This window comes from Geothermobacter hydrogeniphilus (genome assembly GCF_002093115.1).
GTDB classification, from domain to species: Bacteria; Desulfobacterota; Desulfuromonadia; order Desulfuromonadales; family Geothermobacteraceae; genus Geothermobacter_A; species Geothermobacter_A hydrogeniphilus.
Map to the genome: position 1 here is coordinate 205,800 of NZ_NAAD01000004.1, position 15,375 is coordinate 221,174.

At 63.8% G+C, this 15,375-nt stretch carries 16 protein-coding genes; 15 read left to right on the top strand and 1 reads right to left on the bottom strand.

All coding sequences use genetic code 11. The features are described 5' to 3' along the window. Positions 1-22: 22 nt before the first annotated feature. The 13 genes from B5V00_RS05465 to B5V00_RS05525 all read left to right on the top strand — a co-directional run bounded on the left by B5V00_RS05465 (position 23) and on the right by B5V00_RS05525 (position 11,192). Complete coding sequence (locus B5V00_RS05465; protein ID WP_085009749.1) at positions 23-1,294, top strand: methyl-accepting chemotaxis protein; 1,272 nt, start codon at positions 23-25, stop codon at positions 1,292-1,294. 6 nt (positions 1,295-1,300) lie between these two features. Next, positions 1,301-1,717, top strand: coding sequence for a chemotaxis protein CheW (locus B5V00_RS05470; protein WP_085009750.1), 417 nt, complete (start codon positions 1,301-1,303; stop codon positions 1,715-1,717). Between the two features lie 19 nt (positions 1,718-1,736). Next, complete coding sequence (locus tag B5V00_RS05475; RefSeq protein ID WP_085009751.1) at positions 1,737-2,105, top strand: response regulator; 369 nt, start codon at positions 1,737-1,739, stop codon at positions 2,103-2,105. A gap of 45 nt (positions 2,106-2,150) precedes the next feature. Continuing rightward, complete coding sequence (locus B5V00_RS05480; RefSeq protein WP_085009752.1) at positions 2,151-4,010, top strand: chemotaxis protein CheA; 1,860 nt, start codon at positions 2,151-2,153, stop codon at positions 4,008-4,010. 9 nt (positions 4,011-4,019) lie between these two features. Further along, positions 4,020-4,634, top strand: coding sequence for a chemotaxis protein CheC (locus B5V00_RS05485; protein ID WP_085009753.1), 615 nt, complete (start codon positions 4,020-4,022; stop codon positions 4,632-4,634). Further along, positions 4,631-5,116: a chemotaxis protein CheD gene (locus B5V00_RS05490; protein WP_085009754.1), complete on the top strand. Its 486-nt coding sequence runs from the start codon at positions 4,631-4,633 to the stop codon at positions 5,114-5,116. The genes B5V00_RS05485 and B5V00_RS05490 overlap by 4 nt, the downstream gene beginning before the upstream one ends. 42 nt (positions 5,117-5,158) lie before the next feature. Beyond that, positions 5,159-5,929: a LolA family protein gene (locus B5V00_RS05495; protein WP_085009755.1), complete on the top strand. Its 771-nt coding sequence runs from the start codon at positions 5,159-5,161 to the stop codon at positions 5,927-5,929. An 844-nt stretch (positions 5,930-6,773) separates the two neighbouring features. Beyond that, positions 6,774-7,259, top strand: a complete 486-nt coding sequence (locus B5V00_RS05500; protein ID WP_085009775.1) for a YajQ family cyclic di-GMP-binding protein — start codon at positions 6,774-6,776, stop codon at positions 7,257-7,259. A gap of 90 nt (positions 7,260-7,349) precedes the next feature. Next, positions 7,350-8,690: a 30S ribosomal protein S12 methylthiotransferase RimO gene (rimO, locus tag B5V00_RS05505; protein ID WP_085009756.1), complete on the top strand. Its 1,341-nt coding sequence runs from the start codon at positions 7,350-7,352 to the stop codon at positions 8,688-8,690. A gap of 43 nt (positions 8,691-8,733) precedes the next feature. Continuing rightward, positions 8,734-9,699 carry an FAD:protein FMN transferase gene (locus B5V00_RS05510; protein ID WP_139800669.1) on the top strand — a complete coding sequence of 322 codons (966 nt, stop codon included), beginning with the start codon at positions 8,734-8,736 and terminating at the stop codon, positions 9,697-9,699. Then, positions 9,690-10,085, top strand: a complete 396-nt coding sequence (locus B5V00_RS05515) for a NusG domain II-containing protein (protein ID WP_085009758.1) — start codon at positions 9,690-9,692, stop codon at positions 10,083-10,085. The genes B5V00_RS05510 and B5V00_RS05515 overlap by 10 nt, the downstream gene beginning before the upstream one ends. Then, positions 10,066-10,656, top strand: coding sequence for a Gx transporter family protein (locus B5V00_RS05520; protein WP_085009759.1), 591 nt, complete (start codon positions 10,066-10,068; stop codon positions 10,654-10,656). The genes B5V00_RS05515 and B5V00_RS05520 overlap by 20 nt, the downstream gene beginning before the upstream one ends. A gap of 47 nt (positions 10,657-10,703) precedes the next feature. Continuing rightward, positions 10,704-11,192 carry an OmpA family protein gene (locus B5V00_RS05525; protein ID WP_139800670.1) on the top strand — a complete coding sequence of 163 codons (489 nt, stop codon included), beginning with the start codon at positions 10,704-10,706 and terminating at the stop codon, positions 11,190-11,192. Here the strand turns inward: B5V00_RS05525 and hslO are convergent. After that, complete coding sequence (gene hslO, locus B5V00_RS05530) at positions 11,150-12,022, bottom strand: Hsp33 family molecular chaperone HslO (RefSeq protein WP_085009761.1); 873 nt, start codon at positions 12,020-12,022, stop codon at positions 11,150-11,152. The genes B5V00_RS05525 and hslO overlap by 43 nt on opposite strands. 81 nt (positions 12,023-12,103) lie before the next feature. Between hslO and B5V00_RS05535 the strand changes: the two genes are divergently transcribed. After that, the gene (locus B5V00_RS05535) at positions 12,104-13,699 is read left to right on the top strand and encodes a DUF445 family protein (RefSeq protein ID WP_085009762.1); all 1,596 of its coding nucleotides are present in this window, start codon (positions 12,104-12,106) and stop codon (positions 13,697-13,699) included. 198 nt (positions 13,700-13,897) lie between these two features. Beyond that, positions 13,898-14,923 (top strand): AI-2E family transporter, encoded by a 1,026-nt coding sequence (locus B5V00_RS05540; RefSeq protein ID WP_085009763.1) that lies wholly within the window; start codon positions 13,898-13,900, stop codon positions 14,921-14,923. The last annotated feature ends 452 nt before the right edge of the window (positions 14,924-15,375 follow it).

Here is a 15,375-nt window from a genome sequence, read left to right on the forward strand (position 1 = left end):
GGTTTTTTCAAGGAGTGGACCAATGCGTGTCGAAATCAGTTACAAGTTCATCATGGGGTTCATCATCGTGGTGGCCTCGATTGTGGTGCTCAACCTGCTGGTGCCGAAGGTCGGAATCCCTGAGCAATGGCAGCAGCTGGTGAGCGTGGGCGTCGCCCTGCTGGTCGGGTTGTTGCTCGGCTGGCTCTTTTCCAAAGTTTTTACCGCCAATATCCGCAGTTTGCGCGAAGGCGCCGAACGGTTGCGCAACGGTGATCTGTCTCGCTACGTGCGCCTGCGCCAGAGCCTGTTCGAGGATGAAACGGCCGATCTCGCCAATTCGCTCAATACCGTCGTCGACAGTCTGCGGGAACTGGTCGGCTACATCCGCAGTACCTCGGTGAAGACCGCCGAATCGGCCCAGTCCCTGTCGGCGACCTCGCAGGAGATGACCGCCTCGGCCCACGAGGTGGCCAATACCGTTGAGCAGATCAGCAAGGGGGCCGAAACCCAGTCCGAAATGGTTGATCGTTCCTCGACCCTGATCAAGGAGATGGCGATGTCCATCGACCTGGTCGCCGCCTCGGCGAAAAAGGTCAAAACCGCCGCCGCAGAAACGACCCGCACCGCCGAGCAGGGCGGCGGGGTGGCGCGTGAAACCCTGGGCAAGATGCGCCAGGTTTTTCAGACCGTCGAGCAGAGTGGCCAGCAGATGGTTTCCTTCAGCGGCCAGGTGCAGCAGGTCGGCCAGATTGTCGAGGTCATCACCGGCATCGCCCAGAAGACCAACCTGCTGGCCCTCAACGCCACCATCGAGGCGGCGCGGGCCGGCGAGTACGGGCGCGGCTTTGCCGTGGTGGCCGATGAAATCCGCAAGCTGGCCGACTCGACCAGTCAGTCGGCGGGCGAAATCACCACCCTGATCGAGGTGATCCGTGAAGAGAGCCAGAAGGTCCTTGATGCGATCCAGCGCAGCATGACCCAGGTCGAGGAAGGACACCGGGCCGTTGATCAGACCGGCAGCAGCTTCGAGGCGATCATCGAAACCGCCGCCGTGACCCAGACCAAGGCCGATGCCATTGCCGATCTCGCCACCCAGCAGACCGAAGGGGCGCGCAAGGTGGTCTCCGCCATCGATGAGATCGCCAACGTCATCACCGACAACGCCGCGGCGGTGCAGGAGGTCTCGGCGGCCAGTGAAGAGCAGTCGGCTTCGATGGAGGAGATGGCTCACCAGGCGCAGGAGCTTTCGAACCTGGCCGAGGAGCTGCTGGCCATGGTCAGCCGTTTTCACCTTGGCGCCGATCGGGGCTGAGCCGTCGTGCGGCAGGTACTGACATTCACGCTCGGCGAGGAACTGTACGGACTGGAGATCAGTGCCATTCAGGAGATCGTCGAGGCGCCGGCGCTGTTCTACATTCCCGGTGCCGATGACCGCTACCTGGGCGCGATCAATTTTCACGGCAGCATCGTTCCGGTTCTGAATCTCGCCCGACTGCTCGGATTTTCCGAAACCGAACCTGAGTCCAGAATCATCGTCACCTGCAGTGAGATTGCCGTGCTTGGTCTGGCGGTCGGCCGGCTCGGTGAAATCGTGGTTCTGGATGAGGCCGAAACCCTGCCCGGAGATGCCGATCAGCGTCGCGCCAACTGTATCGGCGAGGTTGTCGACCTGGCCGGGCGGATGATCAATCTGTTCGACATGACGGCCTTTTTAAGTCGTCTTGAAATGCTGTGAGGGGGCAGGAGAAGATTTTATGAGTTGTCGGGTACTGATTGTTGATGATGCCCTGTTCATGCGCAATATGCTGAAGGATATTTTTACCCGCGCCGACGATTTCGAGGTGGTGGGCGAGGCGCAGAACGGGGCCGAGGCGGTGGAACGCTACCGGGAACTGCGCCCCGACCTGGTGACCATGGACATTGTCATGCCGTTGAAAAGCGGTATCGAGGCGCTTGTTGAAATCATCGCCGAGGACGCTTCGGCCCGGGTGGTGATGTGCAGCGCCCTGGGGCAGGAGAGCCTGATTGTCGAGGCGGTCGGCGCCGGTGCCAGGGAATTTATTGTCAAGCCCTTCCAGGAAGCGAAGGTCCTTGAAGTCGCCCGCCGGGTGACCGCCCACTGATCCGGACGGACCTGCGCGGTTCGATCGGGATAGGTTGCAACGTCTATGGATATGTCCAAATATCGCGAGATGTTTCTCAGCGAAACCCGCGAGCATCTTGCCGGCATGGCGCGTCGACTGGTTGACCTGGAGAAGGCACCGGATGACCGCGAGGTGATTGACACCCTGTTTCGCGAAGCCCACTCGGTCAAGGGGATGGCGGCGTCGATGGGTTATCAGCGGATGGCCGGCCTGGCCCACGCGCTGGAAGATCTGCTCGACGGCTTTCGCGGTGACGGCGAAGTCCCGGCGACGGCCATCGATCGGCTGCTGGCCGGTTGCGACCTGCTCGAAGGACTGCTGGAGGATATCGCCGCCGAACGTCCGGAACGCTCCATCGACGCTTTTTTGCAGAACCCGGCTGGAGAGGAGGAGATCCCGCCGGCCGAGGCGATTCCGACCGGAGAGGAGATCGAGGTTCTTGAACTGGAACCGGTTGCCGAGACGATCCCGCTGGAGTTGACGGTCGAGATCGCCGACCACGCCCCGGCACCCGCCGCCAGGGCGCTGCTGGTGCTGCGTGAGCTGGAGCGGTTCGGAGAGTTGCTGGAACAATGGCCGAGCCAGGAGGAGTTGTTCAAGGGCGGCGTGGTCCGTCACCTGCGGGTGCGGCTCGAATCCTCCTGCGAAAGATCCGAAATCGAAGCGGCGCTGCTGGCCATGAGTGACCTGGCCGGGGTGCGTTGGGGGGAGGACAGCGAGGATGAAGCTCTTCCCCGCCGCCGTCGTGAAGACAGCGAGCGGACGGTGCGTGTTCGTACCGAGCTGCTGGATCGCTTTATCAACCTCACCGGTGAGTTGATGACTACCCGTTCGATGCTGCAGTCGGCGCAGAAGAGGCGCTCCTGGCAGGATCTGGGTGAGGGACTTGACCAGCTTTCGCTGCTGGTCAACAACCTGCATCACAAGGTTCTTGAGGTCCGCATGATGCCGGTTTCCAGCATTACCGGCCGCCTGCCGCGGCTGGTGCGCGACCAGGCCCGCAAGACCGGCAAAAAGGTTGACCTGCAGATCCACGGCGATGAGGTTGAACTCGATCGCGCGATTCTCGAAGAACTGGCCGATCCCCTGGTTCACCTGCTGCGCAACGCCGTTGACCACGGTATCGACCGTGAGGGCGTGATCGCGGTAAGGGCCTGGCGCGAGCGCGACCTGGTCCTGGTCGAGGTGGCCGACAACGGTCGCGGTATTGACCCACGGCAGATTCGCGACAAAGCCCTGGCGAAGGGCTTGATCAATGCCTCCCAGGCCCGCGCCATGGGGGATCGCGACCTGCTCGGGCTGATCTGTCTGCCGGGGTTTTCCACGGCCGATCAGGTCACCGAAACCTCCGGACGCGGGGTCGGGATGGATGTGGTCAAGGCGGCGGTTGAGAATCTCGGCGGCGTGCTCGATATCCTCTCCGCTCCCGGTGAAGGAACCCGCATGCTGCTCAAACTGCCGGTGTCGGTGGCCATTATCCAGATTCTGCTGGTCGCGTGCGCCGGACAGACCGTCGCCCTGCCGATCACCCGGGTTCATCGAACCCTCGAAGTGTCCCGCGAGCAGCTGCAGTCCTCCGGCAGGCAGCTGGTGTTGCCGCTTGATGATGAGATCGTTCCCCTGTTGTCGCTGCGCAAGCTTCTGAAGCTGCCGAACCGGCCCTTTGCCGGCAGCGTGCCGCTGGTGATCACCGAACTCCGCGGTCGTCGTGTCGGCCTGGTGGTCGACCGCCTGGTCGGGCAGAATCAGGTTTTCGTCAAAAGTCTCGGTTTTCCCCTTGACCGGTTGCCGGGAGTCACCGGCGCCTCAATTCTCGGCGACGGCCAGGTGGTTTTTCTCATCGACCCCCAGGGGCTGCTCGATGCCGCCGGCCAGGCCGCCTGAAAGATGCCCATGGATTTTCAGCAACTCGACAGTCGTCAGCAGGACACCCTGCGTGAATTGAGCAATATCGGCATGGGGCATGCTGCCACCTCGCTGTCGCAACTGGTCGGCCGGACCATCATGCTGCATGTGCCGCGGGTGATGACCGTTGACCTGTCCGAGGTGCCTGACCTGCTGGGCGGCCCGGAACGGCTGGTTGCCGGGGTCATTTTGAAACTCGAAGGCGCGGCCGGCGGGAACATGCTGCTGGTCCTGCCCCGGGCCAGCGCCGAACAGCTGCTGCAGATCCTGCTCGGTTCGACGGTCGGCCTGGACGATGAACTGGGGGTGTCGACCCTGAAGGAGATCGGCAACATTCTCGCCTCCTCCTATCTCAACGCCCTTGGCGGGATGCTCGGCATGACGCTCTATCCGTCCGTCCCGCAGCTGGCTTACGACATGGCCGGCGCGGTCATCGATCATGTTCTCGGCGAACTCGGCGAATCGGGCGACCTGGCTCTGGTGCTGGAGACCGAATTCTCCGGCGACGAGGTCGACGCCGACCCGATCCGCGGTCATTTCTTCCTGTTGCCGGATCCGCGGACGCTGGAACTGGTTCTCGCCGCGGTCGGAGGTTCCCGGTGACGTGCGCGCAGCGGGTCGGGATCGCCGAGATCCGCATCGCCGGCGCTCCGGAACGGCTGGTCAGCTACGGTCTCGGTTCCTGTCTGGGGGTGATGCTGTATGCTCCCGAGCTGCGCTGCGGCGGACTGGCTCACACCCTGCTGCCGGAGCCGGGGCAGAAGGGCGCGGGCAACCGGCCGGGCAAGTTCGTCAGGACTGCCATCCCGGCATTGATCGCGGGGCTGGAGCAGTTCGGCGCTGAGCGTCGGCAGCTGGTGGCGAAGCTCTGCGGTGGTGCCCATATGTTTCAGAATCTGAACGGTCGCATGACCATCGGCGAACGAAATATCCGAGTCGCCAGGATGCTGCTGGAGGAATTGCGGATTCCGCTGCTGGCCGAGGATGTCGGCGGCTGCCAGGGGCGGACCTGCGAGTTCCGCCTGGAGGACGGCAAAGTTTTGGTGCGCCTCGCCCGCGGCCGTGATAAACTCAGGGAACTTTGATTTCGCCCGTTGTCGGCTGGACCACGGTAAAGGAGAAGATTGATGAAAGCTTCGATCCTGTTGCTGGTTTCGTTGTTGCTGCTGCCCCTCGCCGGCACTGCCGACGCCGCGAGCATCGGTCTGCGTGACGTCATCCAGACTCTGGAGCGCCCCTTCCAGGACACCACCCCCGCGGCGGAGAGAATCCAGGATTTTCAGGGTGAATTTTTCCAGGAATCGCGTCTCGCCTCACTGGACCAGATGCAGCGCGGCCGGGGGGATGTCGCGGTGCGTTTTGACCGCAGCCGGACCCGCAGGGTGCCGTTGACCATGTTCCGTTGGGAATACCGTCAGCCGACCACCCAGGAGATCGTTTCCGACGGCAAGACCATGTACGTCTATCTGCCGGAGAATCGCCAGGTGATCCAGTCGAATATCGAATTCTCGAGCCAGGCCGGAGTCGATGACCCGATGACCTTTCTGACCGGTCTCGGCAACCTGTCGCGTGATTTTCTGATCAGCTGGGGGACGCCCAACCGTGATATCGACGGCAATTACATCCTCAAGCTGCGGCCGCGGCGGGTCTCGTCGCTGATCCGCGAGATGCTGCTGGTGGTCGATCGGCGGGCGGTCACCGAGTTCGTCCAGCAGGGAAAAACCGGCATCCGTTTTCCGATCCTGTCGTCGACCGTGACCGACCCCAACGACAATACCACCACTATTGAATTCCGTCAGCTGCAGGTCAACCGCGGCATCTCCGCGGCCCGCTTCCATTTCATTCTCCCGGCGGGGGTGGAGGTGGTAAGGCCAACAGGCAAAGAAATGGGCTTTTAAGTACGAGGGCGGCCGATATCCGCACATCTGCTGCGTTACCCTCGGTCTTCAATCCTCGACGTAGCTGCCGCTACGCCTGTGGTTTCAGCCCTCGGGTGCCTTGCATCTGCACGAATCTCGACCGCCTTCAACGGTGGTGGTGCGAGGGCGGTCGATACGCACGCATCTGCTGCGTTGCTCCCGCACCTCGTCATTCCGACGTAGCTGCCGCTACGCCTCACTCCTCGGCACGTGAGACGCCTTGCAGCTACGCACGTCTCGACCGCCTTGAAGCCGTGTTGGTGAAGAAGAAACGGCTACCGATTGCGTTTTTGGTTTTAATAGCTCCCCTGCGCAGCCCGCTTGTCTGCCTCCCTGCGTAGACGGCTTCACGTACCACCACTGCCGGGCGGTGCTACGAAAGCGCCGCAGTTTTCGTCATCAGCATGGTTGGCAAGGGGCAGTGTCCATGCCCGCCGCAGGCGAAAGCTCTTTCTGCTTACTCTTGCGAGCAGGCAAGAGTAAGGCGGAGAGCGGGGCCGCGACCCCGCGGTTTTCTGCTAGGGCGGTCGATACGTACGCATCTGCTGCGTTGCTCCCGCGCCTCGTCATTCCGACGTAGCGGCAGCTACGCCTCACTCCTCGGCACGTGAGACGCCTTGCATCTACGCACGTCTCGACCGCCTTGGAACGGTGGTGTTGGGGGCGGGTGTCTTCCCGCCTTCAATGGTGCCGGAGGGGCTGAAGGTCGTTTCAAAACAGCCCGATAACTCAATCCGCGCTCCGGAGCTTTCATCCGGGGCGTTTTTGTGTTATAAGGCACCGATTCAGGGAGCTTTTTGCTTCCATAACCGGAGGGATGAACGTGCCGAGTTTCGATATTGTTTCCAAGGTCGACCTGCAGGAGGTCGACAACGCCGTCAACCAGACCCGCAAGGAAATCGCCCAGCGCTACGATTTCAAGGGGACGGTCAACGAAATCGACCTGAACGAGGGTCAGATCACCATCCTTGCCGCCGACGATTACAAGCTGCAGGCGGTCAGCGACATCCTCAAGGGCAAACTGGCCCGCCGCCAGGTTTCGGCCAAGAGCCTCGACTTCGGCAAAAAGGAGCCGGCCTCGGGCGGTGCGGTGCGCCAGCATGTCAGCATCATCCAGGGGGTTTCCAAGGAGAAGGGCAAGGAACTGGTCAAGGCGATCAAGGCCACCAGGCTCAAGGTCCAGGCGCAGATCATGGAGGACCAGGTGCGGGTCACAGGCAAGAAGATCGACGACCTGCAGGACGTCATCCAGGCTCTGAAGTCGCAGGATTTCGGCCTCGACCTGCAGTTTGTCAACATGCGTTCGTAACCTGACAGGTCAGGGGGCTGCGGCGGGCGGCAAAAGGGTTTTCCTTGCGCCTCGCGCCTCGTGCCTCGTGCCTGTTCACCGAAGGTGAACATGACATATAAAGTTTCCCTGGTCAGCCTCGGCTGCCCGAAAAACCTGGTTGATGCCGAAGTGATGCTCGGTCATCTGCCCGCCGAGCGTTTCCAGATTGTGACCGATGAGGCCAAGGCCGACATCATCATCGTCAACACCTGTTCCTTCATCCAGGACGCCAAGGAAGAGTCGATCCAGACCATTCTCGAGGTGGCCGATTACAAGCAGACCGGCAACTGCAGGCTGCTGGCGGTGACCGGTTGCCTGCCGCAGCGTTACCGCGACGAGCTGGCCGCGGAGCTGCCCGAGGTCGATCTGTTCATGGGCACCGGTGACGCGCCGCGGATTGTCGAGCTGCTCGATAAGGCCCTTGGCGACGGGGAACGGGTCGAGGCCGTCGGCCTGCCGGACTTTCTCTATGACCATGCCACCCCGCGGGTCAAGTCATCTCCGCACTATTCGGCCTACGTCAAGATCGCCGAGGGTTGCGCCAACCACTGTTCCTACTGCGTGATCCCCCGCCTGCGCGGCACCCTGCGTTCACGGGCCGTTCCTTCGGTGGTCGAAGAGGTCCGGCGCCTGGTTTCCCAGGGGGTCAAGGAGATCAACCTGATCGCCCAGGATGTGACCGCCTTCGGTGCCGAGCGCGAGGATGGTGCCAGGCTGGTCGACCTGCTGCGGGAACTGGTCGCCATCGAGGATCTGCAATGGCTGCGGCTGCTCTACGCCTATCCCGACGGCATCGATGACGAACTGCTCGATCTGATCGCCGGCGAAGAGAAAATCTGCAAGTACATCGATATCCCGCTGCAGCACATCGATGACGCCATTCTCGCTCACATGAACCGCCGCATTGACGAGCAGGGAACCCGGGCGCTGATCGAGCGGATCCGGCAGCGGGTTCCCGGAGTGACGCTGCGCACGTCATTCATCGTCGGTTTCCCCGGGGAAACCCGGGAGCAGTTCGACAAGCTGCTGGCCTACGTGCGGGAGGGGCATTTCGAGCGGGTCGGGGTGTTCCGCTATTCCCGGGAAGAGGGGACGCCGGCGGCGGCATTGCCGGATCAGGTTCCCGAGCGGACCAAGAAATCGCGCTACAGCAAGCTGATGAAGGCCCAGGCGCGGGTCTCCTTCCGTCGCAACCGGGAGCTGGTCGGCCGGATCGAGCCGGTGCTGATCGAGGGCTACAGCGAGGAAACCGACCTGCTGCTGCAGGGGCGCAGTGTGCGCCAGGCCCCCGATGTCGACGGCATGGTCTATATCACCGACGGCCAGGCCAATGTCGGCGATATCGTCCCGTTGCGCATAACCGACTCCTCCGAATACGATCTGATCGGTGAAATCGTCGACGCCGAGTGACAGCATCCTGTTGCGTGTTCCGACCTTGTTGAGGCCGGTCTGCGTGCTTCTTTCCCTCCTGCTGTTCCTGCTGCCGGCGGCCTGCCGGCAAAGCGACCCGCCGCCCCTGCAGCGGACCGAACTGCTGATGGGCACGGTGGTGGAAATCACCCTGCTGCAGTCGGGACCGAAGGCCGAGGCGGCCCTGAACGATGCCTTTGCCGAAATGCGCCGCATCGAACAGCTGATGTCGCCGCAGCTGCCGACCAGTGACCTGGCACGCCTCGCCGCCGCTTCCCGCGGGGCCGAAGTCAGCGCCGAGACCCTGGCGCTGCTGCGTCGTTCCATCGAACTGAACCATCTCAGCGGCGGCGCCTTTGATCCCACTCTGGGGCGCGTCAAGCGGCTCTGGGACATCGAGGGGGACAAGCCGCACGTCGCCACGGCCGCCGAGCTGCGCCGGGCCCTGCGGCAGTGCGGTGTCGACAAGCTGCGGATCGAGGGGAACCGGGTGATCAAGCTGGTCCCGAAGCTGGAGATCGATTTCGGCGGTATCGCCAAGGGCTACGCGGTGGATCGCGCCGGGGCGCTGCTGCGCCGGGCCGGTATCCGCCATGCCTCGATCAATGCCGGTGGCGACCTGCTGCTGATCGGTGATCGTCAGGGACGCCCCTGGCGGATCGGCGTCCAGGACCCGCGGAAACCGGGCGCGGTGCTGGCGGTGATTGCCGCGGCGGACGAAGCGGTGGTCACCTCGGGGGACTATGAGCGATTCTTCGAGGTTGACGGGGTGCGTTACCATCACCTGTTTGATCCGGCGACCGGGCGGCCGTCGCGGCGCAGCCGCAGCGTGACGGTGGTGGCGTCCGATGCCGCCACCGCCGACGCCCTGGCCACGGCCGCCTTTGTTCTCGGCCCCGAGGCCGGCAGTCGTCTGCTGCGGCAGCAGGGTGCCGAGGGCATCCTCATCGGCGCGGACGGTACGCCGCTGGTGACGCCGGGGCTGAAGGACCGGGTGACATGGCGCTGAAGGCGCTCTGGCGGCGGATGACGCCGCTTGACCGGATGCTGCTGTGCGGTCTGCTCGGGGTTGCGCTGCTGCTCTGCGTGCTGGTTTTCCGGCTGCCGGGCGGCAGTCGCCTGGTGGTGGAGCGGGACGGCCGCATCATCTACCGCGCCCCCCTCGACCGGGACCGGCGGATGCGGCTCGCCGGGCCGCTGGGAGAGACCCTGGCGGTGATTGAACACGGGACCGTGCGGGTGCTTGCATCCCCCTGCCGCCACAAGGTCTGTATCGGCATGGGGCGGATCAGCCGCAGCGGCGAGTGGCTGGCCTGCGTGCCCAACCATCTGCTGCTGCGCATCGAGGGCGGCAGGTCGCCTGCGGAGGATGGCTATGACCTCATCAGTCGTTGATCCGCGGGAACTGGCCCGCTGCCGGCGGCAGATTTTCCTTTCTCTCTTCATCGCCCTGGCGGTCGCGCTCAACACCTTGGAGTTCATGCTGCCGTCGCCGGCCCCCTGGTTCCGGCTCGGTTTTGCCAATATCCTCACCCTGGTCGCGCTCTACCTGTTCGGCGGCCGTGCCGCCTGGACGGTTGCCCTGGCCCGTATCCTGGTGGGCGCGCTGCTGCTCGGCCGGTTGTTTTCGCCGGGTTTCTTTCTCTCCCTTGGCGGCGGGGTTCTGGCGACGGCGCTGATGACCGGAGCGCGCCGCCTGGCCGGAGAACGGCTCGGGCCGATCGGCGCCTCCCTGCTCGGCGCCGCCGGGCACGCGACCGGTCAGCTGCTGGTCGCCTGGCTGCTGCTGGTGCGTCACGCCGGACTCTGGACGCTCTATCCGCCGCTGCTGCTGTTTGCGCTCGGCGCCGGGCTGTTGAACGGTATTGCCGCTGATGTGCTGATCGGCACGCTGCGGCGTCACCCGGCGTTTGCTCGTGGGGCGACCGGTCAGGTCGGCGGGGAGGTCTCGCCGTCCGGGAAATGATCTGCTATGATGCTGAACAACCCGAACATCCAGTTGAGACCGTGCTGATGAAACGTCTGTCTTTATTCCTGTTGCTGCTGCTGAGCGCCTGCGCGCCCGCCGGACCGGCGCCGGATCGCGCCGACAAACCGCTGCCCGAGCTGTCTCAACAGCTGCGGAATCTCCCCGGGGCGACGGTCACTGCGGGACCGTTGCCGACCATCAGTTATCCGGAGCAGAGCCTGTTCGCGCCGGCGGCGGTGATGCCGCAGGTCGGCAGCGAGGCGCTGCTCGACCCGCTGGTTGAACTGCTGCGCAGTCGCGGTGAACGCCGCTGGGCGGCGACGGTGAGGGCGGTCAGCACTTACGGGGAGGATTATGACCAGCGCCTGGCCGCAGGCCGGGCACGGTTGCTGGAGAGTTATTTCATCGCCCGCGGACTGGCGCCGGGACAGGTGACCTTCACTGCTGTCGGCGAAGCGGGAACTCCCTTTGAACTGCGCCTGCTGCCGGTTCAGTCGCCGAGTCCGGCCAGCTCTTCCGGCGAGAAGGAGTAGGTTTTCCGGCAATATTCGCAGGTGATGACGGTCGGCTCATCCCGGGCGGCCAGTTCCCGCCGGTCCTCTTCCGGCAGTCCCCGCAGCATGGCGGTTACCCGCGGCAGGCTGCAGTTGCAGCGGAAACGCAGTTCGCAGCGGCCGAGGGTGTGATAGGGGATATCCCGCATTGCCTGGCCGAGAACCTGTTCCGGGGTTCGGCCGGACTGCAGCAGCGTGGTGATCGGCGGCAGGGCGTTCAGGGTCTGTTCCAGTTTTTCCAGGGTCGCGTCCGGACAGCCGGGCAGGGCCTGGATGAGAAAGCCGCCGGCGGCCTCGACCCGGCCCTCGGCATCAAGCAGCACCCCGACCGCGACCGCTGAGGGAATCTGCTCGGAACTGGTCAGGTAGTAGGCGATATCCTCACCGACCTCGCTGGTCTGCAGCTGCACCATGCTGCGGTAGGGTTCCTTGAGGCCGAGATCCTTGATCACGTGCAGGAATCCGGCTTTGCCGATGGCCCGGGCCACGGCCGAACTGCCGTCCTCCGGGGGCGGGCCGGAAAGCGGATTGGCGATCGAGGCGCGCAGGCTGCCGTCGGCATCGGTTTCGGCGTGCAGTTTGCGCAGCGGACCGTTTCCCTCCATCATCAGCGCCAGTCGTTCCCGGTCCTTGAGCAGGGCGCCCATCAGGGCGGTGCCGGTGGCCAGGCGGCCGAGGGCGATGGTGGCGACCGGGTCGGTCTGCTGCAGGCCGCGGATCTCCTCGATGATGCCGGTGGTTTCAGCGGCCATGCCGCGCAGGGTGCCGTCATCACTGAGAATTCGTATCAACTGGTTTTTTTCGGGCATGTCAGAGATCCTTTGGTGAATTGGACCCCGATTAAAGCATAAATTCGCGACGATGAAAATGGATCGGAGTGGTTTGCAACCGTGAACGACTGGACTCAATTCCTTCCCTGGCTGGCGCCGCCGCTGCTCGGGGCGCTGATCGGCTACGTCACCAACTATGTCGCCATCCGCATGCTCTTCCGCCCCCTGCGTCCCTGGCGGGTGTTCGGTCTGCGGGTGCCGCTGACACCGGGGATTATCCCCGCCAAGCGGGCGGAACTGGCGGTCCGCATGGGCGAAACGGTCGGCAGTCACCTGCTCACCGCCGATGATGTCGGCGCGGTTCTCGGGCGCGACTCCTTCCGCCGTGAACTGCGCGGCGCGGTGGCGGAGAAGCTCGGCTCCTTTCTCGACCGGGAACTCGGTCCGCTGGAGAGCCTGGTGCCGGAGGAATTTCGCGGCCGCTTCCGCGAACTGATTGACCTGCTGCGCTGGAAACTGCTCAACCTGATTTTTGCCTACCTGAAGTCGGAAGACTGCCGCCGGCGGCTGGAGGCCTATCTGCGGGACAGGGGGGAGGAGCTGCTCGCCCGCGATCTGCAGAGCTGTCTCTCCGAAGAGGGTTACCGGACGCTCTGTGACCAGCTGCGGCGGCGGATTGACCAGCTGCTGCGTGATCCGGGGATTGAACAGGCCCTGGGGCGTTTTGTTGAAGAACGCCTTGACCGGCTCTTCACCAGCGAGCAGAGCCTGGCGGAGCTGCTGCCGGAGGACCTGGTCGAGCTGCTGCTGCAGCAGCTCGAAAAGGAAGTGCCGGGACTGCTGGAAAAATTCGGCGGTCTGCTCTACGACCCCGATTTCCGGCAACGGCTGGTGAAGAAGGCCCGTGAAGGGATCGATACCTTTCTCGACTCGCTGCAGGGTCTGGCCGGGCTGCTCTCCGGCTTCATCAACCTCGACAAGATCTACGACAGGCTGCCCGAATTTCTCGATCGGACCGGGGATGAAATCGCCCGCTGGCTGAAGGAGGAGAAGACCCAGCAGCAGGTGGCGCAGCTGCTGCGTGAGCGGGTCGCGGCGATGCTGCAGCGGCCGGTGGCGAGCTACCTGGAAAACCTGCCCTACGAGAAGGTCGCCGGGGTGCGGCGCTTCGCCCGTGAACAGGCGATCGGGATGCTGCACAGTCCGAAGACCGCGGCCGCGCTCGGGCGCCTGGCCGAGAACGGTCTCGACCGGATCAAGGATCGCCCCTTCGGTGAGCTGCTGGAGCAGAACCTGCCCGCGGGTCTGCTCGACGACTGGCGGCGCGATCTGCCGCAGCGGCTGCTGAAGTGGCTCAGGTCTCCGGCGGTGCATCGGGCCATGGATGAAATCCTTCGTCGGCAGAGTGAAGAGCTGCTGCTGCAGCGGCCGCTGGGCAGGCTCTCGGCCCGGGTGCCGGGGGATGTGCGGGAAGAGCTGATTGACGGGCTCTGCCGGCAGCTTGGAGATGTCCTGCAGCGCGAGGTGCCGCCGCTGGTCGAGACGCTCAATATCTCCCGCATGGTCGAGGAGAAGGTCAACCGGCTCGATATCCTGCAGGTCGAGGGCCTGCTGCTGTCGATCATGCAGGAGCAGTTCAAGTACATCAACCTGTTCGGCGGGCTGCTCGGGTTCCTGATCGGGCTGGCCAACCTGCTGCTGTTGCGCCTGGGATGACAGGAATACGAAAGGTGGCCGCCAGGGGTTCCGGAAAAACCTTTAACGCTGAGGCGCGGAGAGGCCGAGACGCAGAGAAGTCAGCATCAGGCAGACAAGATTGCTCTCCATCTCTGCCCCTCTCCGCCTCTGCGTTAAAGGGGCTTTGAGTTTTCTGGCGGCATTCTTGAGTTTCATGTTCAGTCGGAGGGATTTGTGATGCCGGATACAAAACAGGAGGGCCGCCCGGTTCTGGCGTTGGTCGGACTGGCCGCTTTTATTGTCGTCATTGCCGGGATGCGCGAGGCGAGCGCGCTGGTGATCCCCTTTCTGCTGGCGATCTTCGTCGCCGTTGTCTGCGCGCCGCCGGTTTTCTGGCTGCAGCGGCACAAGATCCCGACGCCGCTGGCGGTGCTGCTGGTGGTGCTGCTGATCTGGCTGGTCGGCGGCAGTCTGGCGGCCCTGTTCGGTTCTTCCCTGAACAGCTTCACCAATGAGCTTCCCGTCTACCAGCAGAGCCTGCATGGGGAATTCGCCAACCTGCTCACCTGGCTGGAGGGGCATGGCATCCGGACCCCGACCGCCTCCCTGCGGGAACAGATCGACCCCGGCGCGGCGATGCGCCTTGCCAGCCGGATGCTGACCAGTTTCGGCGGTATCCTGACCAACACCTTCCTGATCATGGTGACGGTTATTTTTATCCTGCTGGAAGCGGCGAGTTTCACCGGCAAGGTCCGGCGGGCGTTCGGCAACGCCGACAAGACCCTGGATGCCTTCTCCAAGTTCGCCGTCGGCCTGAACAAGTACATGGCGATCAAGTCGCTGCTCAGCCTGCTGACCGGGGTTGCGGTCTGGATCTTCCTGTCGATCGTCGGCGTCGATTTCCCGCTGCTCTGGGGGCTGCTGGCCTTCATGCTCAACTACATTCCGACCATCGGTTCGATCATTGCCGCGGTACCGGCGGTGCTGCTGGCGCTGGTGCAGTTCGGCGGCAGCAAGGCGCTGGTGGTGGCGATCGGCTACCTGGTTTTCAATGCCTCCATCGGCAGCATCCTGGAGCCGAAACTGATGGGCCGCGGGGTCGGCCTGTCGACCCTGGTGGTTTTCATCTCCCTGGTTTTCTGGGGCTGGGTTTTCGGACCGATCGGCATGCTGCTCTCGGTGCCGCTGACCATGACGCTGAAGATCGCTCTTGAAAGCGGGGAGCAGACGCGGTGGATGGCCATCCTACTCGGGCCCGAGTAGGGTTCTAGGGCGGTCGATATCCGCACATCTGCTGCGTTGCTCCCGCGCCTCGTCATTCCGACGTAGCTGCCGCTACGCCTCATGCTGCGAGGGCGGCCGAGACGCACCCGCCTGCGGCGTTGCCCTCAGCCTTCAATCCTCGATGTAGCTGCCGCTACACCTGTGGTTTCAGTCTTCGCGCGCCTTGCATTCGGGCACGTCTCGACCGCCTTGGAACGGTGGTGTTGAAGAAAAACGGCTACGGATTGCGTCTTTTGGTTTTAATGCTTCCTTTGAGCAGCCCGCTTGTCTGCCTCCCTGCGTAGACAGCTTCACGTACCACCACTGCCGGGCGGTGCTACGGGAGCACCGCAGGTTTCGTTATCAGCATGGTTGGCAAGGGGCAGTGTCCATGCCTGCCGCCGGCGATGGCCCTTTTCTGCTTCCTCTTTTGGGCCAGCAAAAGAGGAAGG